This window comes from Undibacterium umbellatum, assembly GCF_014284125.1.
Classification (GTDB): Bacteria; Pseudomonadota; Gammaproteobacteria; order Burkholderiales; family Burkholderiaceae_D; genus Undibacterium; species Undibacterium umbellatum.
This window is the reverse complement of sequence record NZ_JACOFX010000009.1, coordinates 1-25,652: the sequence shown is the minus strand read 5'-3', so window position 1 is coordinate 25,652 and position 25,652 is coordinate 1. Positions and strand designations below refer to the sequence as shown.

Below are 25,652 nucleotides of genomic sequence, written 5' to 3'. Positions count from 1 at the left end.
CATGGCGTACAATCCACGCTGCAACCCTATTTCAAACCTAAAACATACAAAAACCATGAAAGTCCTGCTCGTCGAAGACGACCCCATGATTGGTGAAAACATACAGATTGCTCTCGAAAGTGAAGCCAATCTGGTTGATTGGCTGAGCAACGGCGAAGCTGCAGAGACAGCCTTGCAATTCCATAGCTATGATGTCTTGTTGCTGGACTTGAGCTTGCCACAGCGCGATGGCATGGAAATACTAAAAGCCCTGCGCAAACGCGGTGATACCTTGCCAGTGCTGGTCATGACGGCACGCGATGCCGTGCCTGATAGAGTCCGTGGCCTGCATGCCGGTGCGGACGATTACCTGGTCAAACCTTTTGACCTTGATGAGTTGCTTGCCCGCATGCATGCGCTGGTACGCAGGTCCCGTGGCCGTGCCGATACTTCATATATTTGCGGGGAAGTGGTTGTCAACACCACCACCCGGCAAGTGTTTGTTGGTGAAGAGCAGGTCATACTCTCTTCGCGTGAATGGACCATCCTTGACGCTCTGGTAGCACGCCCCGGCGCCATACTCTCGCGCAGCCGTCTGGAAGACCAGTTGTTTGGTGCCACCTCAGAAATCGAAAGCAATGCAGTCGAAGTGTATATCCACGGCTTGAGAAAAAAACTGGGCCAAAAATTCATCGTCAATGTGCGTGGCGTTGGCTATATGGTTGAGAAAAGCGTGGTTGAGAAAAGCACATGAAGTCTTTGCGCCTGCAAATGATGCTCTTGTTTGGCATCGCCATTCTGGCTGCTGCTGCCCTGCAGTTTGCCAGTTCACTACATGCCGCCATTGGTGAAGCGAACAAGCTGTTTGATTACCACATGCAGCAAATGGCACTTGCCTTGCAGGACGGTGATTTTGATCAGGTAGACTGGCACAACCTGCCAGGTACAGAACTTGATGATTTTGATTTTGTCGTACAAGTCTGGTCAGAAGATGGGGCCAGGGTTTACCAGTCACGCCAGCACCGCAGCCTGCCCAAGCAGGCTGCGCTAGGCTATTCAACGGTGACGCTGGAAAACGGTGACTGGCGCGTGTATGCCGCAGAAGAGAACAAGCGGGTCATCCAGGTGGCTCAAAAAATGGGTTCGCGCAGGGACAGGGCTATATCGTTTGCGCTGAGCACCTTGTGGCCGGTTATACCTGTGTCCCTACTCTTGTTTTGCGCCGTCTGGTGGGGTATCAATTCTGTCCTTGCACCTCTGAATCGCATAGGTAGCGAGCTGGCCAACCGTAATGCCAATTCCACTGATCCGGTTTCATCCGACGGTGTCCCCAGGGAAGTGTCATTGCTGGTGACGGAACTGAATTCCCTGTTGAGTCGCATGGGCCTGGCAATACAGTCGCAACAGCGTTTTGTCGCCGATGCCGCGCATGAGCTCAGGTCACCCATCACCGCCTTGCGCCTGCAGGTGCAAAATCTTGGCAGGGTTAAGGATGAAAAAAATCACGAGCAAGCCATCAATCGCTTACTCGGCGGTGTCGACAGGGCTTCGCGCCTGGTCGAGCAATTGCTGGCGCTGGCCAGGCAAGATCCAACTTCACAAGCCAGCCTGAGCTTCCAGAGCATCACACTGAATACCTGCATAGAGCAGGCTGTCAGCGATGTCATGCCCTTTGCGCAATCCAGGAAAATCACCATCAATGCAGAAATGGATACGCCTGTTGAACTGCAAGGCGACAGCGAAAGCCTGCGCATCATGATACGCAATCTGCTAGACAATGCCGTGCGCTATATACAGGATGAGGGCAGGGTACAGATCAGTCTCAGCCATGACAAGGATGGATTGCGGCTGGGTATACAGGACACTGGCGACGGCATCCCCGTAGAAGAACGTGCACGTATCTTTGACCGTTTTTATCGTGTCGCAGGTACAAATAAGAGTGGCAGCGGTCTGGGGCTGGCAATCGCCAAAGCCATTGCAGACCGACATCATGCGACGATCAATCTGGCCGATGCAGCACTCGGTGGGCTAGAGGTAATTATCCTGTTTGCTGCTGCAAATAATCAGTCAAATTGACTGTTTATGGTAATAAAATTATTTTTTTGAAAAAATTCTCCGCTTAACCGGAATAAATGGGAAATTTTAAGATTCACCTAAGTTTCTTGGGGCAACATGGCGAAGTTTCATAATACCTGATACCTGAAATGTTCTGTGCAGGTTTGAATCGACCAATCAAAAATTTAGAGAGTATTTACATGCGTGCAATCAACACATTCAAAAACGCTGCTGGTTTGGCAGCAATTGCTACTTTATTAGCAGCTTGCAGTTCACCAGTTAAAGTAGCCGAACAGCCAGCACAACAGCCTACAACTACGACTAAGCCTGTAGTTACAGACACTCGTAACGTAACTCCAGTAAAAGCAGAAATGGACCCATTGAATGATCCAAACAGCCCGCTGGCAAAACGTAGCGTCTATTTTGACTTTGACCAATACGTAGTTAAAACTGAATACAGTGGCACAGTCAACGCTCACTCTAAATATTTGGGTACTAACAAAGGAAAGAAAGTTCTGATCCAGGGTAATACCGATGAACGCGGTGGCAGTGAATACAACCTGGCGTTGGGTCAAAAACGTGCAGAAGCCGTGCGTAAATCCTTGTCCCTGTTAGGCGTGCCTGAATCTCAAATGGAAGCAGTTTCCCTGGGTAAAGAAAAACCAAAAGCAACAGGTAGTGATGAAGCTTCCTGGGCAGAAAATCGTCGTGCAGATATTATCTACTCAGGTAAATAATTCTTGACATGACTAAAACCAGTTTGTATTCGGTGTCATGAAATGACGCCAGTATGCAAACTGGTTTTTTACTATAATATTGACGCAAAATTGTTAGATCTGTTGCGATGTCATCGCCTTAGCAATTTTGCGTCAGCCTTATTTGTTTAATCCCGTGACAGAATTGATGTGCCCAGATGTTGAAGCCGAAGTTGCTTGTAGTCCTGATGTTTTATTGCGGCAGCCTGTCTGCCATGCAATTGAATTCGCAAAATGTCATTGTTGTCGATGAGCGCAGTGGCCAGGTTTTACTGGAAAAAAATGCCGATGTGGTCGTGCCCATTGCCTCGCTGACCAAGCTTATGACAGCCATGGTGCTGCTCGACAGCAAAGCCAATATGGGTGAGAAAATCTCCATAGAAGAAGAGGACAAAGACCAGCTCAAGCATAGCCGTTCCCATGTCCCCATAGGTTCAAGTATGACCCGCAGAGAGGCCTTGCAACTGGCTCTGATGTCTTCCGATAACCGTGCTGCCGCCGCACTGTCCCGTACTTACCCTGGTGGTCAGGGTGCATTCATGGTGGCTGTCAAATCCAAATTGATTGCCTTGGGTATGGGGCATACCGTCATACGTGAAGCGACTGGCTTGTCGCCAGAAAATACCTCAACGGCGGCTGATCTGGTGAAGATGACGCAAGCTGCATCCCGCTATCCGGAAATTGCCGACATCACCACTGCCAGTGAAGACAGCGTCACACTGAAGAATGGTCGCAGCCGTGAATTCCATAATACCAATCGCCTGATTGGTAAAAAAGGCTGGGACATACTGCTGTCCAAGACCGGATTCACCAACGAAGCCGGGGCCTGTCTCATCATGCGTGTGAAGCTGGCAGGCAAAAAAGCCACCATGATTTTGCTGAATGCGCGAGCCGGTTCTGCACGGTGGACGGATGCCTTGAATATAGGAAAACTGCTGGGGTATAAAGAAGAAATCACGGCCAAGATAGTCAGGCGGCATAAACGCCATCGTTGAATTGCCTCGCCTGTGTCAGCGTCCTGCATTGATGGTCAATAGAAAGTTGACAGCTATGCTAGCATGCCGGTTCATATTTGAACTCTGACAGGAACCGCCATGCCCCGCTTAATCGAAATTCGCACTTATCGCCTGAAACCCGGCGTTGCAGAGGCGTTTCATCACACAGTGCATACGATCACTGTCCCCATGCTGAGAAGCAGCAATATGGACGTGGTCGCCTATGGCCACTCAGACCATGAAGAGGCAAGCTACTACATGATACGTGCTTATGCCAGCCGTGATGCTCTGGAAGCCGAACAAAATGCCTTCTATGGTTCCAGCGAATGGAAAAACGGTCCCAGGTCAGAATTGGTCGATTGCATCGATACCTATATGAACACCCTGGTCTGGTTGTCTGACGAGGGTGTCAATAGTATGCGCCAACTCAACGCGCCCTAGTCAGCCAGCAGGGCATTGACCTTGCTCACACATCTCGCTAAATAAATGGAGCAGGACTGCGAATGGAGACAGCATATGCCCGGATGTGCGACGTGATGCAACTACAGTGTTTTTTTAGCGCGCTATACTATTGCTGCGCTTGATCTTGTTCTGTAATTGCAGCAGCCCATAGATCAGGGCTTCCGCAGTCGGTGGGCAGCCGGGTATATAGATGTCGACAGGTACGATACGGTCGCAGCCGCGAACCACGGAATACGAATAGTGGTAGTAGCCACCACCATTGGCGCAAGAGCCCATGGAGATCACATAGCGTGGCTCGGCCATCTGGTCATACACTTTGCGCAGAGCTGGGGCCATTTTATTAGTGAGGGTGCCAGCGACTATCATCAGGTCAGCGTGGCGGGGACTGGCGCGTGGCATGAAACCGAAGCGATCCATGTCATAGCGGGCGCTGGCGGCCTGCATCATTTCCACAGCGCAGCAAGCAAGACCAAAAGACAGATACCACATGCTATTGCTTTGCACCTTGTTCATCAAGTCGTTGACGTTGGTCAGGATGTAGGAATCCTGAAACAAACCTGATTGCTCTTCCATGGATGGTGCTCCTTCTATGAGAAGCCCCGATTATGCATTCAAGCGATGATTCGGTCTTGTACCGAAACGACATCGATCTCATCAGAGGGAATAAACAACTCCCCCAATTCAGCTTCATTAAAGCTGAATGCCCAAAGTGCAGGATCTTGTCCTGCAATGCCACGCATGAGCTGGGCTGGTGTATGGCCGGTAAAACGCACAAAGTCGTGGTTCATGTGTGCCTGGTCGGCATAGCCAAAATTCATGGCGCATTCTGCCCAGGTCTTCGCTGGCAGTCTACCCAGCATGACTTGCATCAGGGATGTGCCGTAGCGTAAATGCTGTTTGTAGCTGCGCAAACTGAGGCCAAAACTGGCCAGAAAGCGTCTTTCAAATTGGCGTGTGCCTAAACCCAGGCTGTCAGCTAGTTCCTGTGCTGGTTTATTGATCCAGTGATAGGGAATAACCAGCGGAGCAATGCGAGGTTTTTCAAGCAAGCGCAAGCGTAACAGCATACTTTGTACTACATCCAATTGGGCTGCAGTGCCATTGGCGGCGTCCAGTTTTTCATTCACTTCCGTGTAGTGGGATAGCGGCAACACATCGGCCAGATTGATAACGGCGTCGCTAAATTCGTCTACAGGGTAACCTAGTATATTGCTGAGTTTGCCAGGGCGAAAAGTCGTTGACATGAAGCGTGAGCCAGGCTGGGCCTTGCCCCGCGAACGGTGCCTGTTGGGGCCGATGATGGCGAAGCGGGACAAGGTCTGCCCGTCTTCCATTTCCATCGCACCGTTTAAAACGACGATCAACATCGGTAGTGGACTGGCTGGCACGGTGTACCAGCACGATGGTACTTCCTTGACCAGAAAATGCATGCAGATATCCGCCAACAAGGGATGTGGGGCAAGGCTGGCATGTGGTAAAGAAGGATCTTGCAATTGACGCTAGCTCTTATTGCGGAAGAAATTGTCGCTATTGTAGCCTCTTTGCTTAAAACGCTTTATTCACTAAAGGCCTTATTCACTCTTGACCGCTTGCTCCTTGGCCTGGTCTGGCTGGATATAACATGTAGCGGGTAGTGCATCGGGCTTTATTTTGTAAAGATAAGCTGCAGTCGGAGTCTGGGTACCCGGTTTTAGTTTTATGGTCTTGAAATAGCGTTTTCTCAAATCAGCATTGGCGCGCAGATTAAAGGCGATATCGCTCAGGAGTATCAGGGGATTGGCGGCAATGGGGGCGAAATCCTGGCCTGGCCGATACTTTGAAAAAGCAAAACCCAAACGTTTTACATAAACTGGAAACATGGCTTTGCTGTCTTCCATGCCGCAAGCCAGCAGTACTGCAATTGCCTGGTGCTGGGCTGATGCTTTCCATTTACCGCTCTCGTAATAATACAAACCGGCATCATCATAATTTTCTATGGTGCGCCAGCTGGTTTCCGGCAAATGCCGGGTCACTTTAAGTGCTGCAGCATTGAGCTGTAAGGCCTTCTTCTGATCCTGACTTTTTTCGAATGCGCTCATGGCATCATTTCGTAACTTGTCTGCTTTTGCTTCAAGCAGAGTTTGTCCCGCGTAAGAGAGCGATGGGAGGCTGAATATCAGAAGAATGGTGAGTTTTCTCATGGCATACATCCTTTTTTGTAAACTGCCTCATTATAGGCTAGCTGCTTCCTTACAACCAACCTTGATCCCGCGCCAGGCGGTAGGCATCCACGCGGTTTTTTGCGCGCAGTTTGCTGATTGCTTCTGACAGATAATTGCGCACGGTTCCTTCTGATAAATGCATGAGCTTGGCAATTTCGGTGCTGCTGGAACCAGTGCCTGCCAGGCGCAATACCTGACGTTCGCGTTCGCTCAGAGGGTCTTGCTCGCCACCCCAGCTTTCCATGGCCAGTTCAGGCGCTATGGCGCGTCCACCAGCGTGTACTGTGCGTATGGCTGTGGCCAGCGTGTTTGCAGGTGCATCCTTGAGCATATAGCCGCGCACGCTACTTGCCATGGCGCGGCGCAGATAACCGCTACGTGCAAAAGTGGTCAGGACGATGACCTTGCTGTTCAATTTTTTCTCTGCTACGGCAGCGGCCAGTTCCAGTCCTGTCATGATGGGCATTTCTATATCGGTGACGAGTATGTCTGGTTGTTCTTTTTCGCACAGTGTCAGGGCTTCCTGACCATTCTTCGCCAGGCCTATGACTTGTAAATCATCTTCCATTCCTAGCAAGGCGGCCAGCGCACCAGATACCAGGGCCTGATCTTCGGCGATGACGATGCGTATCATGTTTCTTCTTTCATGGGCAGAGATAACTCCAAATGTAGTCCTGTTATGTCAGGTTTTGTGCTTACTTGCAAGCTGCCACCAAGTGCATGCACACGTTCACTCATACCGTTGAGCCCGCTGCCTTTGTGCACAACACCAGTTTTTCCGGCGATGCCATTGTCACTTATTTTTAGGACGATGTGCGAGCCTTGCCGCTGTAGCTGTATATGACACTGGCTGGCCTGGGCATGTCGTATGATATTGGTGATCGCTTCCCGTACAGCCAGTGCCAGCACATTTTCCAGGTTCTGGGGCATGGTGAACTGTTCTACATCACAGAGCAAGGCGACTTGTGCTGCATCCAGCGTGTTTTTGGCGGACTGCAATTCATGACCAAGGCCGGTAGCACGATAGCCAATGACGGCAGCGCGGACTTCAGCCAGTGCCTGTCGTGCTGTGTGCTCGATATCATGGATTTCTTTCTTGCAAGCTTCTGGATTTCTATCCAGGAGTTTGCCTGCTAATTCGGCTTTCAGAGTAATCACCGAAAGGGTGTGACCCAGCAAGTCGTGCAAATCTCTGGCGATGCGTTCACGCTCACTCAGTGCTGCCAGATATTCGACTTCTTGCTGTTTGGCGATCAGGTTTTCATTGCTGCGCGACAGGCGCTCGCCCATGATGGCACCAATGCCACTGGGTATGCTGAAGATGATTGCCGGTACCCAGAAAAAAGTTTCCAGTTTCATGAGAATGCTGGCGATCATGATGGCCATGCCGACGGCGAGCAAAGTCAAATATGCCTTGCGTGTATCTGGCAAGCGCGCAGTCATGGTGGCTGCAAAGATGCAGAAAGTGGAACCGCCAAAATTGTAGGGTGCCCAGATGATGCCCATGGCGCAAACGGTTACGATGCATGCGTAAATGCGCCATCCAGAACACCAGAAACTATAAAAGTAAACCGGCAAAAAGAATAACAGGCTCAAGGTCAGGGCGATCAATTCCTGACTGTTGGGAGCGACATATAGATATTTCCAGCCAAAAATGGCAAATGAGAAAAGCCAGAAATAGGGTGCTTTGCCATAGCGCACTGGCACCCAGGGGAAAGATAGTGTCGATAATATTGATTTGCTCACGGCTAGCCCCTGGGTACTTACTGATGAATATCCAGCATTATTCCTTTAAAAGACGAATGTCAGCAATTTCAAAATGATATTCGCCGATTTGCGGCCCGGCATTGAATGCGATTACGGTGATGATGCTGGCATCCAGTCCCTTGAACTTGCTAAATGGGATCACTACCTCCTGCCATTCTGATGTGGTGTTGAAGCGTACGGATAAAGGTATATAGCTACCTTGAACACTGATTGCCACACTATAGTCTTTACCATCACCTTTTACGCGGAATTTCAGCGTGTTGGCAGCACTTAAGTTGGCGGCTTCCATGGGCTGCCTGCCAGGAAAGAAGGCCAGTCCGGCCCAGGGGTAGGCAAAACCAGGATTAATGGTGGCAGCAATCGAGATGGCGTCTGCTGGCGCGTCTGTTTCTTTGGCGGTATCGAGCATCTTGATGTTGACGCTTGATTTTCCAGCCATGGGAGCATCCGTAGAAGGGTGCCAGCCAATACCAAATGGACTGGCTAGTTTTTCTTTGCTAAACAAGCTGATACGGCCGTCGGCAGGGATTTCCACCAGCAGATTTTTTTGCGCATTTTGCCTGGACACTTCTTGCTGTTTTTGTTCGCGTTGCGCTGTGACGCGTTCACCGTCTTTCCAGATATCGACGATATTGCGTGTATTGCTAATATCCTTGTCCGGTTCGCCATCAACCAGCAAGAGATCGGCTTTGTAACCATTGGCGACACGGCCTCTGTCCTTTAACCGGAAGGCAGAGGCTGGCACCGAAGTGGCTGATGCCAGCGCTGCAGTGGGGCTCAAGCCCGCATCTACCAGTGAGGCGAGTTCATGATGCAGGCTGATGCCATATTGTGTACCTGGGTTGCCCGCATCAGTGCCAGCCAGGATGGGTACGCCAGCCGCATGCATGGCTGCCGTCATCATTTTTGGTACGTTCAGCAAATCCGGGTCAGGCCTGGCACCAAAGGGCGTGTTCAGTGCTTGCATTTGTACCTTGCCCAGCAAATTAGTCATGCGTTTGTCAGCCAATACATCTTGTTCTTTTATGCCAGCCATACTTTCCAGTACAGAAAAAGTGGGAATAATAAAAGCATGTTTGCGTTTTGCGCTATTGACCAGATCGCGCATGTCTTTATCACTGATTTGCTTGTCATTGAATAAATGGACCAGGCCATCTGCGCCAGCGGCTAAGGCATCTTGCGCTTCTTTAAGATTGCCTATATGGACTACTGCCAGCTTGTTGCGCACATGGGCGGCTTTGATCAAGGCCTTGACTGTCGTGGTATCCAGGCTATTGAAAGGGCGTTTGTCACTGCCGTGTTCAATCACGATCTTGATAAAGTGAGAGCCTTCTGCCAGACGGGCATCAACCCAGGCTTGTGCTTCTTCCGGTTTGTTCAGGGTAGGGATGGACATGCCATATTCCGTACCATGTCCACCAGGGGCAGTTGCCAGTACGCCAGCAGAAATCAGATCAGGGCGTTCGCGGTTGTCACCCTTGCGCATTTTTTCATTGATCTCTTTCATTTGCGTTACGTTGGTGAACATATCGATTTGCGTGGTAATTCCATACAACAATGGTAGTTCGTGGTCCTTATAGGCGTGCACATGGGCATCGATCAAGCCAGGCAACAGGGTGCGGCCTTTACCATTGATGATGGTGACATCTGCAGCAGGTTTGCCTTTGAAATTGCTGTCCTGGATTTTGCCATCGACGATAAGAACATTCTTATCTGCTTGAATTTTTTTGCCATCAAATACACGTACACGTTCAATCAAAAAGCTTGCCGCAGTTGCAGGAAAATGAAAGCAGCCAGCGCAAACAGCCAGGGCCAGGGCGAGAGTGGTTTTTTTCATCTTGTTACTCCTTGTTGAGATATGTCGCTATCTTGCCTTTCCCGATATTGATAAAACAGAAGCAAATGCCATCAGTTTGAGATGACATTTGTCATACCGACTGTGAAACCACTGTGCAAATAAAAAATCCCGCGAAAAGACGCGGGACTTTTTATTCAAGACGCCTCAGTCTTATGGGGCAGTACAAAGGCAATGCGTCAATGCGGTAAAGCCTTTACCTTCTTTATTGACTTCCGCCAACCAGCTCAGGTCTTTCAGTACCTGGCTTGCAGCCGCTGGTGGCATGCCCGTTGGTACGACGGCGAGTTTGAAATTGTCATGCAATACCCTGGCCGCAGTGGCATCAAAGATACTTAAAATACGGTCTATCTTTGAAGGTTCACGTTCGATATAGCTGATGCGGTAATCCGCGCCCAGCTTGGCGCGGGTAGATGCCGATTTCAATGCATCACCAAAATTGCCTATGGTATCAACCAGGCCGCGCTCCTTGGCTTGTGTGCCAGTCCAGACGCGGCCCTGGGCAACTTCATTGATTTTTTCAGGCGTGGTTTTACGTGCTGCCGCAGCCTTGGAAGTGAAGTCGGCATATGTGTGGTCTATACTGCTTTGCAAAACCTGGGCAAAACGTGCGTTGAACGGACGCAAAGGATTGAAAGGATCGGCCAGCCAGGTGGTCGGTGAACCAGCAGTGTGCACACCCAGTTTGTCAGCAGCCTTGTCGGCGGATGGCAATATGGCGATGACACCGATAGAGCCTGTAATCGTGGCCTCATCTGCAATCACTTCGTCAGCCGCCATGGAAATCCAGTAACCACCGGATGCAGCGACATCCCCCATCGAGACCACCACGGGTTTGCCAGCCTTGCGTGTCAGTTCCAGTTCCCTGCGTATCAGTTCAGAACCAAAAGCACTACCGCCAGGCGAATCAACGCGCAGGACCAGGGCTTTGATGCTGTCATCTTCCCGTGCCTTGCGTATCATTTGCGCTGTCGACAATCCACCGATAGAGCCCGGAGGTGCCATGCCTTCGCTGATTTCACCTGCTGCGACGATAACACCAACTGCATCACCAAAGGCCTTGGTTTTAACTCTGGCCAGGTAGTCGTCAAAAGGGATCTGGCGGAAGCTTTTGATTTGCTCATCCTTGATGCCGCGCTTGAGCATGATTTCACGCAGTTCATCACGGGTTTTCAGTCCATCAACCAGTTTGGCATTGAGTGACAGTTTGGCGATATCACCGCCAGCAGCGACCAGCAGTTTGCTGAGGTCGTTGATGCCGCGCATGATGTCGCCTTCAGGCAATTTGCGGGCTTTTTCAACGTCGGTGGTATAGGTTTTCCACAAGCCATTGAATAAATAGCTTTCTGCTTCAGCGGCTTCTTTCGATGGGCCGTTGGCAACATAAGGTTCGCCAAAACTTTTAAAGTTACCAGCCTTGAGCACGTTCACGGTGACACCAAGCTTGTCGAGGGCATCGCGGTAATAATTACGGTATTTGCCAAAACCGGTAATCATTACAGTGCCCATGGGGTGCAGGTATACCTCATTCGCACGGGAAGCCAGATAGTATTGACGCTGGTCATAGCTGGAACCCCAGGCCACCACGGTTTTGCCACTGGCCTTGAACCTGTCGATTGCGGTCGCTACTTCACGCAGGGTAGCCAGGCCAGCGCCGTCCATTTCGTCCAGCATTAATACTGCACTGCTGATTTGCGGGTCTTTGGCTGCCTGATCCAGCACAGCCAGAACATCGCGCAATTGCGTGGTTTTCTTGGCTTCGCCTCTGGCTTCTGCCAGCAAAGCTTCCCTTGGGTTGCTGTCGTGTTGTTCAACCAGCGTACCCTTAATATTTAGTATCAGGGCAGTTTTGTTTTCTATCTTTTTCACCCCGCTACTGAGAATATTAACGATGATCATGATAAGGATAGCCAGGATCAACAGGTTGAAAAATACCCGGCGGCTGAAATCCAGCGCATTCCAGAGGTATTTGAAGCCCGTTCCTATCCAGCGTAGTGGGGTAAAAGCCATAGCAAATTTTCCTAATGTGACGTTAGAACTGAATTATTCAGGCCAGATGGATTTTAACAACTGAGCCAGATGAGCACCCGCACGTGCCAGCGCATCTTCTTTCATGTTCAGCATGGTTTTTTCATATTCGAGTGGCAAGGCAATAGACCAGCTATTTCCTCTTTGGTTCGGTGTACTTTTACTGAATTGGGTACCGGCAAACAGTTGTTTGGCATCGCGAATGGCATCGTTGGCCCACAATGCCGGCAATTCTTCTATGGTGGCATTGGCAGGCGCTATTGCCCTGGCTTTTTTAGTCAGTGCTTCATTCATGCGGCCACGCTTGAATTGCTGAGGCAGATCATCCCACAATGCGTGAAGGTTGCCACATGGGCATTGCAATGCATTGCCACCAACGGTAGTGCTGCCACGGTCATACTGGCCTTCATCCGGGTTGACGATCTTCCCATCGGCGTTCAAAAAGATGGAGCCTACATGCAGAGGCTGATGCAAGTCGCCTACATAGTGGGTCAGCAGTGTCAGTGCTTCTTGCTTATCTTTGAAGTTGAATGGTTTTGGTTGTGGTTTGTCTTGCAACACCGCAACGGCTGCACGAATGGCATTGACGATATCATGATCGCTGGTGCCTACATAACCAGATTTATAGTGTTCATGTTGCAGCGCTACGTTGACATAGTGATATTGCTTGTGGCAGTTTTCTTCATCAAAGGCCGGATTACAATTGGTATTGTTGCGTTTCACATAATCTGCCATGGCATCGATGCCTGCGGCCGTCTCAAAGGATGCACACTCCGGGTAACGGCCAGTGGAGGTATAGGTAAAGTCTTTTTCGGGCGCTATGCCTTTGACGCAATCGCCCCATACGGCGACTTTTTCCAGGGTATTTGTACCCAGCAGTGCTCTGACCTGGATACCCGCTTTGCTACCTGCCAACAGGTTTTCAGCAATTGCCCCCACAGTCTGGTGACCATCGGCACCCCAGGCAAAACTCAGTTGTGGCAAGCTGGCCAGTGCCAGCATAAAAGCAGAGATCAGTAACTTTTTCATAGGAAGATCAGATAGATAGTAAAAAAACACCAAAGATGATAACAAGCAAAGATGATGAGGATATAGCAAACTGGAGAGATTGTGTTCGGATCAGAATGCGTATTGCAGGCGCATGCTGAATACGCCTGCGTGGCGGGTATTGAGTTTGCCGACTACATATGATGCTTCATACCTGATGGCTTGCTTGTTGTCTGCCGCGTTCCCCAACTTGAAACTCCCGGATACCATCGGGCCAGCCCGGTGTGATTGCTGAGCCAGTGCCGACCAGTTATCCCAATCACCCAGTTCTCCAAAGCCCTGCAAGCCAAACTCCAGCTCAGGTCGGTAGCGGTATTTGGTCTGCCACTGGTATTTCATTTGCATGCGCGTCGCCGGACTGGTGCGGTAGGTGCGTTCCAGGAACAGGTTGGTATTTATCTGTACGCGGCCAAACCCGGTTTGCATGGCAGGGCCAAATTCAAAATCCACTCCCCGGCTGCTGTCAGTGTTCTTGTTCAGACTTGTATGCAAGGCAACGTCAACATCATATTGGCCATGGGTAAGCAAGAAATCGTTTTGCCAGGTCCATGCACTGTTTGCCAGTGAACCAACCCCGCGCCGGAACCAGGTTGCATATAATTCGGTGTACCAGGTCTTGTTGGGCATGTAGCTGAAACCCAGGTCAGGCGCAGTCGAAGTAGGGCGATTATCAACGAAAGAAGACCAGGTCTTGAAGTCTATGGTCTTTTCACCCTCATTTTCATAGATGCTAACGAGATAATAGCCAGAACCCGCTTGCGCAGGCATGGCTAACAATATACAGAGAGAGAATGTTGCCTTAAGAGCAAATTTCTTCATGATTATCTACATTGATCTATCGTGAACGAAGGTATTTGCATATCATGGCATCGCTACAGGAAAGTGCAAGAAAATCCATGATGGAATTGTTATTTCTTTTATTTCCTGATCATGGAAATGTCAAATTGCCTTGCCTTGCAAATCCTTGCATTCGACTTCGACCTCAATACCAGCTAAACTTGCGTGTTTTTCTTCCATTTTTGCGGCATCAGCATGAACACCATGAATACATCCCCAGACGATAGCGCTGAATCCGGCCACGAGTCAGTCGCAGAGACGACTACGTCCAGCGCGGCATCGAAAGACCTGATCAGCCGCGAAGTGGCACGCCGCCGCACCTTCGGCATTATTTCCCATCCGGATGCGGGTAAAACCACATTGACAGAAAAGCTGCTGATGTTCTCAGGCGCGATTCAACTGGCGGGTACGGTCAAGGCGCGCAAGAGCGGTCGCCATGCGACTTCGGACTGGATGGAGATAGAAAAGCAGCGCGGCATCTCGGTGGCATCCTCCGTCATGCAGTTTGAATACCGCGACCACGTGGTCAACCTGCTCGACACCCCCGGTCACCAGGACTTTTCTGAAGATACTTATCGTGTGTTGACGGCGGTGGATTCTGCCCTGATGGTGATCGACGCCGCCAAGGGTGTGGAAGAACAGACCATCAAGCTGCTCAATGTTTGCCGCATGCGCAATACGCCCATCATCACCTTTGTCAACAAGATGGATCGCGAAACCCGCGACCCGCTGGAATTGCTCGATGAGCTGGAGTCGGTACTGAAGATACAGTGTGCACCAGTGACCTGGCCTATTGGTATGGGTAAGACTTTCCGCGGTGTGTACCATATCCTGAAAGATGAGATTTTGTTGTTCACGCCAGGTAGCGAACGTGCGGATCAGGAATTTGAAGTCATCAAGGGCATCAATAATCCTCGTCTGGTAGAAATGTTCCCACTGGAAATCGAACAACTGAAGATGGAAGTTGAGCTGGTGCATGGCGCATCCCATCCATTTAGCCTGGAAGACTTTTTAGCTGGCGTGCAAACGCCAGTATTCTTTGGTTCTGCCATCAATAACTTTGGTGTGCGTGAAATCCTGAACGCCTTGCTGGATTGGGCGCCGGCACCGCGTGAACGTGATGCCACCATCCGTTCAGTCGAACCAAAAGAAACGCCATTCTCTGGTTTCATTTTCAAAATCCAGGCGAATATGGACCCGGCTCACCGCGACCGTATCGCCTTCCTGCGCGTATGCTCTGGACGTTTTGAACGCGGCATGAAGCTCAAGCACTTGCGCCTGAACCGCGAGATCAAGGTATCGTCCGTTGTGACCTTCATGGCTTCTTCACGCGAACAGGTGGAAGAGGCTTATCCTGGTGACATCATCGGTTTGCCCAACCACGGCAACATGCAGATAGGTGACAGTTTTTCTGAAGGTGAATTGCTGCAATTTACCGGCATCCCTTACTTCGCTCCAGACTTTTTCCGTACAGCACGTATTTTGAACCCGCTGAAAATCAAGCAATTGCAAAAAGGCTTGCAGCAATTGGGTGAAGAGGGTGCGGTACAGGTATTCAAGCCTGTCGTCAGCAGTGATCTGGTGCTGGGGGCGGTCGGTGTCTTGCAGTTTGAAGTGGTGGCCAGCCGTCTTAAAAATGAATACGGCGTTGATGCCGTGTTTGAAGGCACCAGTATCAGCAGCGCCCGCTGGATCAGTTGTGACGACAAGAAAATGCTGGCTGACTTTGAGCGCTCAAGCGCAGGCGGCAACATCGCTTATGATGCTGCAGGCAATATGGCTTATCTGGCGACGTCAGGTGTGAACCTCAAGTTGACTCAAGAACGTTGGCCTGGTGTAACCTTTCACGCGACGCGGGAACATGCGGCAAAGCTTGGGTAAAGAATTCCGCTAAATTAGTCAAAGCTAGCAAGCAAGCGGCTGACAGAGCGAAAAGCTTCTGTCAGCCGCTTTGCCATTGGGGGCAATAAAATTTACTTGAATGCAGATTTTAATTTGCTAACATGTTGATTTAAGGTGCTTTTTTTGCACGACATCATGACATATAGCTGTCATACTGAAGGCGCAAGATGAGGTGTCAGGCAAGCGTGCAGAGTATTCGTAATCCCAAAAATTAGCGTTGGCCGTTTGTATGAGCTAAAGCATTTCCTTCCCGATTTTCTTTGCAACTTTGATGAGGAGCGTGATCATGGCATTATTTTTTATAGAAGCCGTACGTTTTGATGACAGTGGTCAGCGTATCGCCAAGGTGCGCTGGGGCAAGAGCAAGGGTGGGCAAGTCATGCCGCCAGCCATGGTGGAGGACCCTCAGGAGGCAGATGTGCAAGCAGTCCTGGATACCATCGCCAATGGCGACGAAGTCTTGCCCAAATTTCAAAGCGCAAACGGCATCATCCTTGGACCAAAAGTGGTCGGAGTACAGTATGAGGATGGTGTGCGTGGTCTGAGCACCGCCAGCAATGAGGTACCTGGCAATAGCCTCAACGACCTGCCGTCTTTCTGAACTGTGTGACACGTCTCTGTCATCAGGGACGTGTTTTCACCATTTGCACATCTTCCTTGTTTTTCGCATATAGAACCACTTGGTATATGCAAATAAGAAATACTTCGTTGTCCTTATCCAGCCTGACTCCATATCATACCCAGGTCGCCGGATAATTTTTCCATCTGGCATGTTTCAATGAATCCGCTTCCTCCCGTGAGTTGGGGGCAGAAAACTTCCTGGGAATACAATGAAAATCTCTACAAGAAAAACAATCTCCGCCTTATTCGCTGGGCTGGTGCTGGCAGGTGCTTCTCTGACTGCAAGTGCTGCTGATTTGCTGGATACTGTCAAAACACGCGGCACCCTTAAAATTGCACTGGAAGGGACTTATCCACCCTTCAATTTCAAAGATACCAAAACCAATGAACTGGCCGGCTTTGATGTGGATGTCGCCAAATTGCTGGCCGCCAAATTGGGCGTCAAGCCAGAATTCGTGACTTCTGAATGGAGCGGCATACTCGCTGGCCTTTCTGCGGGCAAGTTCGATGTGATCGTCAATCAGGTTGGTGTCACAGCCAAGCGTCAGGAAACTTTTGATTTTTCTGACCCATACACCCTGTCCAGTGCCCAGCTTATCGTCAAAAAGGATGACAAGCGCGAATTCAAAAGCCTGGATGACCTGAAAGGCAAAAAACTGGGTGTGGGGCAGGGCAGCAATTATGAAGAACGGGCAAAGGCCGTGGCTGGTATTGAAGTGAAGAGCTATCCCGGCGCACCTGAGTACCTGCAAGACCTGGCCGCAGGCCGTGTTGACGCCGCCTTGAATGATAGCCTGATGGTTGCTTATTTGTTGAAAGCGACCAACCTGCCAGTCAAAGCGGGCGCACCTATCGGTGAAATTGCCAAAAATGGTATTCCCTTTCAAAAGGGCAATCCCAAGTTTGCCGCAGCGTTGAATGTGGCGCTGGCCGAGATCATCAAGGACGGCAGCTTCGCCAAAATATCCAATAAATGGTTTGGCAAGGATGTCAGCAAGGCACCTACTGCGCAATAAGCTGCAATCAGGCCGACATTGCCCTGCAATGTCGGCTGCTTAAGCTGTATGATTAAGTGGATTGATTCCACTTAGTCACAATTCTATCCCCGTCCCGCGGGGATATTTCTTTTTAAAGTCGCCATGGAAATTCTGGAATTGCTGCAGATGGCAGCCCCTGTCATGCTTAAGGGCGTGGCCTATACCTTGCTTTTTGCCATTGGTGCCATGGTGGGGGGATTGATATTGGGATTCCTGCTGGCAGTGGCGCGCATTTTGCCATTTGCCGCCATCAGTGCGCCAGCAGCGGTCTATGTCAGCCTGATACGCGGTACACCCTTGCTGGTGCAGATATTCGTCATCTATTACGGGCTGCCCAGCCTGGGCGTCGAGTTCTCGGCGACATCGGCTGGCATATTGGCACTCAGTCTTAACTCTGGTGCTTATCTGTCGGAAAGCATACGCGGTGCGATACTTGGTGTCAGCCGTGGACAGTGGGCCGCGAGTTCCAGCCTGGGCCTGAACTATGCGCAGACGCTGCGCTATATCGTGGTGCCGCAGGCCATGCGCGTCGCTGTACCTTCCATGAGCAATACCCTTATCAGTCTGATCAAGGATACCTCGCTGGTATCTGTCATCACCGTGACAGAATTGATGCTGGCGACCAAGGAAGTCATCGCCACCAGTTTTCGGCCCTTACCGCTGTATATCGCTGCAGCAGCCATATACTGGGCGCTCAGTCTGTGCTTTGAAGTCGTGCAAAGGCGACTGGAAAAGCGCCTGCAAAAAGCCCATCAAGTGTGATTTTCCGGGTTTTCAGGCATGTTGCTTCTTGATGTCTGTAACAGCACCGGCAGACTCACATGTTTTTCAGTCGCGGGGCCAGCGACAGCACCACCAGCGCAGTCGCAATTGGCAGTGTGGAAATGAAGCCGAAGTGCTTGAAGCCAAAAGCACCCAGCAAGCCGCCTGAAAAAAAGGCAAATACCAGCAAGCTGTGCAGGCGCAATTTTTGCAGATTGGCTCCCACTTCATTTTGATGATGGATTTCTTCCTTATTCCTGTTCCAGTAAATCATTTTCCCGACTTCTATGCCTATGTCTGTCACCAGGCCGGTGACATGGGTCGTGCGTATTTCTGCCTTGGAAATTTTGGTGATCAGCGCATTCTGCAAGCCCATCACATAGCAGAGTAAGACCGTCGTGAAAGAGACGGTGATGACGGCATGTTCCTGCAATTCGGTACCAACCAGACCAAACACGAGCAGTAACAATGCTTCCAGCAGCAAGACCGGGGTGTAGATATAGCGAAAATGATTGCGCTTGGCGAAATTGACCATGATAGCCGTACAGGCCGCTCCCCATGCAAAGGCGATCAACATAAACAGTGCGGCAAAGGCGGGCAGTATCTTCCCCAAAATCAAATCATCAGCCGCAGACGACAGCATGCCTGTCATATGGGAAGTGTATTGGCCAACTGCCAAAAAACCACCGGCATTCAACGCCCCTGCCACGCAAGCCAGTGTGACACCCAGATGGAGATTCGCTTGTGGCGTGCGTTTGGGTGAGGTAAGAGCGGACAGATAATGTAAGGGCATGCGTCAGGATTCAGAAGGGGCGGTTGCCGTTGTGCCTGATAGTGTAATCCAGATTGTGCGGCAAAAGCAGATCGCGGCCATGCCAGCAGAAACTTGCGCGGAATGAAGAATGAAAAAAACCGGATTCACCTCCGATGGACTCTGTTTGAAGTCTTCGAAGATCGCAAATTCGGTGCCAATCTAATACCAGTTGGATTTTATCTGGTCAGCTTCGCAATAATCAAGTTTCGGAACAGCTAAACAGTTTTTCTCATTACCTTGAAACGCAGCATTCCAACTTGCGAAACGCTGCTTTCCTTCAAAGCGAAACTTTGGCTTTTGCTTTTGCCCATGCATATTGTTTAATTATATTGTGTTGGCTGTTGGATACAGTCCACTTAAGTGTGAATTTTCACCCTAAATATAAATTATTCATAAAAAACATAAGCTTATGCATGTTTGCTAACGCTTTACGATAATACCAATAATGGTAGCGATGATACCACGTAGATACCGCTTGACAACCACTTTTACGCTCCTTAAAGTGAGCCTCATTCGCTGTTAAGTATTTTCCACAAGCCGATATCTGCATGTGAATTTGCTAAATAGGGGATGGCTTCAGAGTACGCCTGTCGTGGCCACAGTTGATACTGTGGCGTGAGATCCATGGCCAATACCGCAGTCGCCGCGAGAAAAAAAACACAGCCAGGTTGCGATATCCTTGCATTCCTGGGAAAAGTAAAACTGGATGAGAGGGATGGTTTTGCTTGTGGTATTGAAGTGGGTTTTATGTAAGCGTGCAGGTCTAATTGTTGGAATTTTCAGTTTTCATGTGAAGCTGAAACTTTGATTAGGAATTTCTTGGGGGAGTATATGAAACGTAATTCAGCAAATAATTTGACACCTATCGCAGCGGCAGTTGCTGTGATGGTGATGAGCGTAGCGATGACTGCGCAAGCACAGGAAGCCGATTCAAAAAAAGGCGCAAAAGATGAAGTTCAGCAGGTAACTGTCACTGGTATTCGCTCAGCACTGCAAAATGCAGTCAATATCAAGCGCAATGCCAATGGGGTGGTCGATGCCGTGTCCGCAGAAGATGTGGGCAAGTTGCCTGACAATGACGTGGGTGAATCGCTGGGCCGTATTCCAGGCGTGACCGTTGGTCGTGCTTTCGGTCAGGGCGCTTCGGTTTCAGTCCGTGGTTCTGATCCACAAATGACTTATACCACCTTGAACGGCCAGACTGTGGCCTCGACAGGCTGGTATGATCAGCAAGCAATTGACCGTTCCTTCAATTACTCCCTGCTGCCTTCCGAATTGATTGGCGGCATGGAAGTGTACAAATCTTCCCAGGCAGATTTGACTGAAGGCGGTATTGGTGGAACGGTGATCGTCAAGACACGCAAACCACTCGACATGGCTGCTAATTCGGCTTACGTCGGCGTGAAAGCCAGCAAAGGCAGTTTGACAGATAAAATCGGTACTGATGTTTCAGGCATGTTCGCCTGGAAAAATGATGCCAACTCTTTTGGTGTACTGGTTGCTGGTGCCAGAGAGAAGAGTGACTATATCCGTCGCGGTGTTGAAGCAGATGCACGCTGGTCTGACGACGTAACGCCATCCACTTTTGTTCAGGAACGTGAGCGCAAGGCATTTAATATCAGCTTGCAAGCCAAGCCAGCACAAGGTTTCGATCTTGGCCTGAACTATATGAAACTGGAGCTGGACGCCAATAACTCCAATAGCAGCCACTATATTTTCCAGGGCAAAAGCTGTACAGCCCGGAATGCAGCAGGTGCCTGCCTGAGCAGCAACACAACGCTGGCAAACACCACTGCGCCTTTCGTTCAAACCTGGGCGCGTGCAGGTAAAATGACGTCAGACAGTTTTACCGTGAATGGTAGCTACAAAACCAATGACTTCAAACTTGAAGCCGTCGCTGGCACCACCAAGGCAGATGGTGGTACATCACTGACGACCAACTACGGTTACAGTGGTGGCAATCTGCCTAAATGGACAGGTACTATCGATGCAACGGGCACACTGATCAAGGTTAATCCATCTTCCAATCAGTCCGTTGGCCTGGCAAACCTGCCAGCCAATTCCGATGTGTCGACCTGGGCACTGGCACGTGGACCAAACTCTGATAAAGAGAATTTTGCGCAAGCTGATCTGACATTGAAACTGAACTGGGGTTCGATTTCTTCCTTCAAAACAGGTTTCCGTACCACAGAGCATACTTTCGAGAAGCATACAGATCGCGCCATCTCCAATAATCCACCGTCAGTTTCTACAGCCAGCCTGTACGACGGTACGATACAAATGGGCACGCCAGGCTGGTCTTACCCACGTCCTAACACCAGCGCCATGCTGGCCAGTTCACTCGGTGCAGTTACTCGCTGGGTTGAAGACAGGTCTGGTCTGGGTATCCTGAAAGAAGACAATACCGCTGCTTATGGTATGTTCAACTTTGAAGAAGACAAGCTGCATGGTAATTTTGGTCTGCGCTATATCAAAACCAAAGTGAACAGCACGGGTTACAAGCTTGATGGTACGCCACTGGCAGCAGGTGATGTAGGTCAAAATGATGGTTGGGGCCGTACTCTGGTCACAAATAGTGCCAGCTATAGCGATGTACTACCAAGTTTGAATATCGCTTATGATTTGCAGAAAAATGTGATCCTGCGTGCGACGGCCTCTCAAGCCGTGACACGTCCTAACTATGAAAACATGTTCCTGTCCACGCAAATCGGTTACCGGGATACTGTGGCAGGTAATGAAACCGTGAACTTTGGTTCTGCTGGTTTGAAACCGATGAAATCAACCCAGTTTGATTTGGGTGTGGAGTATTACTATGGTAAAGGCAATCTGATTTCCTTGATGTACTTCCATAAAGACATCAACAATTTCATCACCAGTGATACCCAGGTCAATCAAAGCATCGGTGTGGTCAGCCCTGATACAGGCAAAGACAGCTGGACAGTCAACCGTTATGTCAATGCTGGCGGCGGCAAGATTGATGGTCTGGAAGCGCAGATCAATCACTCTTTCGACAATGGCTTTGGTGTTGTTGCCAACTACACACTGGCAAATGCGAAAGCGCCTGCGATCAGCTATCAGGACAGGCTCAATGTCTTCACCTTGTCATCCAAGCATAACCTCAATCTGGTCGGCTATTGGGAAAATGCTGATTACTCTGCACGCCTGGCTTACAACTGGCGTTCCAAGTATATGGTTCGTGAAACAGGTTACTACGGCAACCGTATGCATGATCCATATGGCACACTGGATGCGAGCTTTGGCTGGAACATCAACAAGCAATTCAGATTGCAGTTTGAAGCCATCAACTTGCTCAAACAAGATGATGTCCAGTACGGTGCAGCAGGGTACGATACAACTGTAAAAACACCATTGAAAGGCGGCTACCCAGCCTGGTCTTTCCTGGGTGAAACCACTTACAGACTGAGCCTCTCGGCGAAGTTCTGATGTAAAAAAAGCCTGGCTTCTGCCAGGCTTTTTTTATTGCATGACAATTTCCATCACCAATTTTGTTGAGTATTTTTCCAGGTTTAACGACCAGGAAAATTTGTAGTCCCTATCAGTGCTTCATAAAACATACGGAGAATTTCATGAAAAAAATGCTTGTATCCTTGTTGATGTTGTGTGCTGTTGCAGGAAACGCTACTGCTGCCGAAATTCGCTATTTTGCTGTCACCGGCAATGTGGATGGCGCGAGCTATTGCCAGGCAGTCTGGCCAGGTTCTCAGTACGCAGGAGTGAGAATGGGCAATGCATCGTATTACTTCATTGCATGCCAACAATAATCTGGATGCGGTCATAGCTTGATGCAAGAAAATCTGCCGGGTTTTTTTGAAAATTTGGCAGATTAAAATGCTTTAACTATCTCATGGGGGCGATCATTCCATCATTCAATGCTTGTGAATTTCTAACTAATCGTCAAGCAAGCAAAAAACTCTATTCAAAAATCGTAAAAAGTATTTACGGTCAGGCGACCACTGCGCGGGTTGTCGTTAATGCTCAATGCTGGATTAATGCAGGCCGTATGCAATAAGCTGCCGCGATAAATCACCAGTCGGTTGAATTTGGCAGGTATCATGCCCAAAAAACTGAAATGCTCGTTGCTATCATCAAAGTACCTGGTTGGTGGCCGTACGGCATTGATTTCCTCGTAGTACACATCCAGATAATGCTCGCGCGTGGCTTCCGTGATTTGTTGCAAACCTGTTGCTTTATGCCGATAAAAACCAGTGCCACCATGTCTTTCATCGCAGAGGTAGAGCAGCACCGCCATGTGATGAGGGCTGCTTGCATCAAAATGCGGTGTCCTTTGCAAGGGGCTAAGGTCATTTGCATGCATGGTCGTCAAAGAAAACGCGCACATGCTTTTGCGTAAGGCCAATTCTTCTGGTACACCAAAATTTAACTTGATGAGCGGTTCAAGAAATTCAGTGATCGTGTTTGAATACTCGGCAGGGGCCTGGGCGCGTATGCCTGGATAGCCTTTCTTTTTATCGAAATTTGGATAAGGATGAAAGCTGCTACTGATCCCTATCGCTTTCATCTCTTCAGGATTCTGAAGAAAATTATCAATGATAATTGCCTGGTGATCACCTATCGTCACGCTTTGGATATCAGGTGGCATGCGCAGAGAAAATGCGGCATCTATAGCATTGCCCATCTCAGTTCCTTAATGATTGAGCGTAAGCTGCCAGGAATTTTTCCAGCCATTCCCTATGCCCTAATAGTTCACCAGATAATTTCCGGCTACTTATTTTTATGTTTTCAATTTCGCGCTTGAAGTAATCCTCTTCATAATTCGTCATATTCCTGGGCCTGGTTTGATATTTCATGCCGTAGAGCACAAAGAGAAAATTATCTACATCAAATAAATCAAAGCGGCTGAAGAAATCGGATTTCTTGGGTGGATTGATTTTCCACATGGCGAGCCTCTCGCTCAGGATATCCGAGCGTTTTGCTTCATTGGTATTCGCGCGCCAGAAGTCGGAGTCCTGGCGGTCTGAAATGCAGTAATGCATTTGCACAAAATCCATGACACGCTCCCAGGTATAGGAGACGACTTTGTTGCAATAATCCGCAGCCACAGACATGGTTTCTTTTTCGACTGAAAAATTGCGTGCAAACAGTTCGGCAGAAAAATCGGTGACAAAGATGGATGTTGCTTCCAGCGGCTCGACGAAACCTTGTGCCAGGCCCAGCGCCACCACGTTCTTGCACCAGAATTTCTCCCTGTAGCCCATGCGCATGGGGATCTTGCGAGGCGAGAATTTATCTGTATCCAGTTGCAGATATTTTGACAGGTTTTGAATTGCCACATCCTCTGTCATATGCGCGCTTGAATAAACAAAACCAACGCCGCGCCGGTTGGTCAGTGGTATGTCCCACATCCATCCTGCGGTGTGCGCTTTGGCTAAAGTATAAGGCGGGATTTCAGTTTCGGCTGCGGTAGGTATTTGCACAGCCAGAGCAGTGTCCGTCAGGATTTGTGCAGATTTATCGATAAAAGGGATATTAAGTACTTTCCCCATGATCAGTGAATGAAATCCTGAGCAATCCACATAAAAATCATAATGCAGTTGCTCACCTTCTCTGGTGATCAGATAAGCGACCTCACCCCGGTCGTTCAACTTTGCGTCGACTATCGTTGCAGATTTATGCTTGACCCGCAATTTTTCTTTGGCATTTGTTGCTAATAGCTGTCCAAATTTAACGGCATTAAAATGATAGGCATAATTGACCACGCCTTCATATTGTGCTGACGACACCTTCTTGGGTGATTTCATTGCATCGGCAAGAACAGGAGTCTCTGCTACATCTGAAAAATGCATGCTGCCAGAGTTTTTCAGGTAGAGCGCCGTGACATCTGTGCCGCCGGGATAGGGCGAAGAAAATGGGTGGTAATAACTATTTCCGGGATTTGAAGCAGACGGCGTCATCCAGTCCACAAACTTGATCCCTTTCTTGAAGGTGGTATCGCAAGTGGCAAGCAACTCAGCTTCAGGAATGCCAAATTTCATCAAGGATTTCCTGATATGAGGGACAGTGCCTTCACCGACGCCGATAATACCAATTTCTGGCGATTCGATGACCGTAATCGTGACATCTGTCTCTGCCCTGAGTTCCACCGCCAGGTGATTTGCAGTGAGCCAGCCAGCTGTGCCGCCACCAATAATCGCAATACTTTTTACTCTCATTTTTTTGCCAGATTTAAACTTGCTAAGAAAAAAGTCCGGCACAAGCGGGACTTGCTGGAGGGCGTGAAATTGAATTTTTAGCCTTGAAAATTTCACTTATTCTCAGCTAAGTATTTCACATATTTTCTGCTACTACAAGCTTGATTCCTTTCGGTATTTGATCAAATTTTGATTTTATTTTTTTATAGAATCAGTTTTATATCAACTTTGAATGTACTTCACTAGTGTCCCAACGTTTCTCATAGGAGAGACATCTGTTTTGGTTGATTATCGTCATTGAGATTTCCCGATGACGGCGTAAGTAGTTGATTTATTGGCGTTGTTTCAAACATGGTGAGACTCAG

24 protein-coding genes are annotated in these 25,652 nt (G+C 49.3%); 12 read left to right on the top strand and 12 right to left on the bottom strand.

The annotated features are described in order from the left end of the window. Positions 1–55: 55 nt before the first annotated feature. The 5 genes from H8L47_RS16785 to H8L47_RS16765 all read left to right on the top strand — a co-directional run bounded on the left by H8L47_RS16785 (position 56) and on the right by H8L47_RS16765 (position 4,225). Complete coding sequence (locus H8L47_RS16785; protein WP_186954749.1) at positions 56–733, top strand: response regulator; 678 nt, start codon at positions 56–58, stop codon at positions 731–733. Continuing rightward, complete coding sequence (locus H8L47_RS16780) at positions 730–2,055, top strand: ATP-binding protein (protein ID WP_186954748.1); 1,326 nt, start codon at positions 730–732, stop codon at positions 2,053–2,055. The genes H8L47_RS16785 and H8L47_RS16780 overlap by 4 nt, the downstream gene beginning before the upstream one ends. Positions 2,056–2,234: 179 nt before the next feature. Beyond that, positions 2,235–2,771, top strand: a complete 537-nt coding sequence (gene pal, locus H8L47_RS16775; protein WP_186954747.1) for a peptidoglycan-associated lipoprotein Pal — start codon at positions 2,235–2,237, stop codon at positions 2,769–2,771. A gap of 176 nt (positions 2,772–2,947) precedes the next feature. After that, a complete protein-coding gene (locus tag H8L47_RS16770) occupies positions 2,948–3,784 on the top strand; it encodes a serine hydrolase (protein ID WP_186954746.1) in 837 nt (278 codons plus the stop codon). A 99-nt stretch (positions 3,785–3,883) separates the two neighbouring features. Beyond that, positions 3,884–4,225, top strand: coding sequence for an NIPSNAP family protein (locus tag H8L47_RS16765; RefSeq protein WP_186954745.1), 342 nt, complete (start codon positions 3,884–3,886; stop codon positions 4,223–4,225). Positions 4,226–4,339: 114 nt separating this feature from the next. Here H8L47_RS16765 and H8L47_RS16760 read toward each other — a convergent pair whose 3' ends face one another. From H8L47_RS16760 to H8L47_RS16720, 9 genes are all read right to left on the bottom strand, one after another. Next, on the bottom strand, positions 4,340–4,819 hold the full coding sequence (locus H8L47_RS16760; protein ID WP_186954744.1) for a NuoB/complex I 20 kDa subunit family protein: 480 nt from the start codon (positions 4,817–4,819) through the stop codon (positions 4,340–4,342). A gap of 38 nt (positions 4,820–4,857) precedes the next feature. Next, positions 4,858–5,739 (bottom strand): helix-turn-helix domain-containing protein, encoded by an 882-nt coding sequence (locus H8L47_RS16755; RefSeq protein ID WP_186954743.1) that lies wholly within the window; start codon positions 5,737–5,739, stop codon positions 4,858–4,860. Between the two features lie 78 nt (positions 5,740–5,817). Next, positions 5,818–6,324, bottom strand: coding sequence for a hypothetical protein (locus H8L47_RS16750; protein WP_186954742.1), 507 nt, complete (start codon positions 6,322–6,324; stop codon positions 5,818–5,820). A gap of 151 nt (positions 6,325–6,475) precedes the next feature. Continuing rightward, positions 6,476–7,081: a response regulator transcription factor gene (locus tag H8L47_RS16745; RefSeq protein ID WP_186954741.1), complete on the bottom strand. Its 606-nt coding sequence runs from the start codon at positions 7,079–7,081 to the stop codon at positions 6,476–6,478. Beyond that, positions 7,078–8,193, bottom strand: coding sequence for a sensor histidine kinase (locus H8L47_RS30290; protein WP_329605460.1), 1,116 nt, complete (start codon positions 8,191–8,193; stop codon positions 7,078–7,080). The genes H8L47_RS16745 and H8L47_RS30290 overlap by 4 nt, the downstream gene beginning before the upstream one ends. Positions 8,194–8,230: 37 nt before the next feature. After that, positions 8,231–10,051 carry a CIA30 family protein gene (locus tag H8L47_RS16735; protein WP_186954740.1) on the bottom strand — a complete coding sequence of 607 codons (1,821 nt, stop codon included), beginning with the start codon at positions 10,049–10,051 and terminating at the stop codon, positions 8,231–8,233. A 171-nt stretch (positions 10,052–10,222) separates the two neighbouring features. After that, on the bottom strand, positions 10,223–12,079 hold the full coding sequence (gene sppA / locus H8L47_RS16730) for a signal peptide peptidase SppA (protein WP_186954739.1): 1,857 nt from the start codon (positions 12,077–12,079) through the stop codon (positions 10,223–10,225). A 33-nt stretch (positions 12,080–12,112) separates the two neighbouring features. After that, positions 12,113–13,126, bottom strand: coding sequence for a S1/P1 nuclease (locus tag H8L47_RS16725; protein ID WP_186954738.1), 1,014 nt, complete (start codon positions 13,124–13,126; stop codon positions 12,113–12,115). Between the two features lie 90 nt (positions 13,127–13,216). Then, positions 13,217–13,963 carry a hypothetical protein gene (locus tag H8L47_RS16720; RefSeq protein WP_186954737.1) on the bottom strand — a complete coding sequence of 249 codons (747 nt, stop codon included), beginning with the start codon at positions 13,961–13,963 and terminating at the stop codon, positions 13,217–13,219. A gap of 222 nt (positions 13,964–14,185) precedes the next feature. On the opposite strand from H8L47_RS16720, the gene H8L47_RS16715 reads away from it, so the two are divergent. The 4 genes from H8L47_RS16715 (at position 14,186) to H8L47_RS16700 (ending at position 18,303) form a co-directional block, all read left to right on the top strand. Then, positions 14,186–15,862, top strand: a complete 1,677-nt coding sequence (locus tag H8L47_RS16715; protein WP_186954736.1) for a peptide chain release factor 3 — start codon at positions 14,186–14,188, stop codon at positions 15,860–15,862. Between the two features lie 307 nt (positions 15,863–16,169). Further along, positions 16,170–16,484, top strand: a complete 315-nt coding sequence (locus H8L47_RS16710) for a hypothetical protein (RefSeq protein ID WP_186954735.1) — start codon at positions 16,170–16,172, stop codon at positions 16,482–16,484. 229 nt (positions 16,485–16,713) lie between these two features. Beyond that, positions 16,714–17,520: a cystine ABC transporter substrate-binding protein gene (locus H8L47_RS16705; RefSeq protein ID WP_186954734.1), complete on the top strand. Its 807-nt coding sequence runs from the start codon at positions 16,714–16,716 to the stop codon at positions 17,518–17,520. Between the two features lie 123 nt (positions 17,521–17,643). Next, on the top strand, positions 17,644–18,303 hold the full coding sequence (locus H8L47_RS16700) for an amino acid ABC transporter permease (protein ID WP_186954733.1): 660 nt from the start codon (positions 17,644–17,646) through the stop codon (positions 18,301–18,303). Between the two features lie 55 nt (positions 18,304–18,358). On the opposite strand, the gene H8L47_RS16695 is transcribed toward H8L47_RS16700, so the two are convergent. Further along, entirely contained in the window at positions 18,359–19,096 is a 738-nt protein-coding gene (locus H8L47_RS16695) for a YoaK family protein (protein ID WP_186954732.1), read from the bottom strand. Positions 19,097–19,741: 645 nt separating this feature from the next. Between H8L47_RS16695 and H8L47_RS30090 the strand changes: the two genes are divergently transcribed. The 3 genes from H8L47_RS30090 to H8L47_RS16685 all read left to right on the top strand — a co-directional run bounded on the left by H8L47_RS30090 (position 19,742) and on the right by H8L47_RS16685 (position 22,899). Further along, complete coding sequence (locus tag H8L47_RS30090; protein ID WP_268978070.1) at positions 19,742–19,870, top strand: hypothetical protein; 129 nt, start codon at positions 19,742–19,744, stop codon at positions 19,868–19,870. Between the two features lie 78 nt (positions 19,871–19,948). Next, entirely contained in the window at positions 19,949–22,561 is a 2,613-nt protein-coding gene (locus H8L47_RS16690) for a TonB-dependent receptor (protein WP_186954731.1), read from the top strand. Positions 22,562–22,704: 143 nt separating this feature from the next. Continuing rightward, positions 22,705–22,899 carry a hypothetical protein gene (locus H8L47_RS16685; protein WP_186954730.1) on the top strand — a complete coding sequence of 65 codons (195 nt, stop codon included), beginning with the start codon at positions 22,705–22,707 and terminating at the stop codon, positions 22,897–22,899. 155 nt (positions 22,900–23,054) lie between these two features. Here H8L47_RS16685 and H8L47_RS16680 read toward each other — a convergent pair whose 3' ends face one another. Both H8L47_RS16680 and H8L47_RS16675 read right to left on the bottom strand, forming a co-directional pair. After that, positions 23,055–23,774 carry a DUF6445 family protein gene (locus tag H8L47_RS16680; RefSeq protein WP_222616574.1) on the bottom strand — a complete coding sequence of 240 codons (720 nt, stop codon included), beginning with the start codon at positions 23,772–23,774 and terminating at the stop codon, positions 23,055–23,057. A 1-nt stretch (position 23,775) separates the two neighbouring features. Next, positions 23,776–25,308, bottom strand: coding sequence for a tryptophan halogenase family protein (locus H8L47_RS16675; protein WP_186954729.1), 1,533 nt, complete (start codon positions 25,306–25,308; stop codon positions 23,776–23,778). Positions 25,309–25,652: the final 344 nt, after the last annotated feature.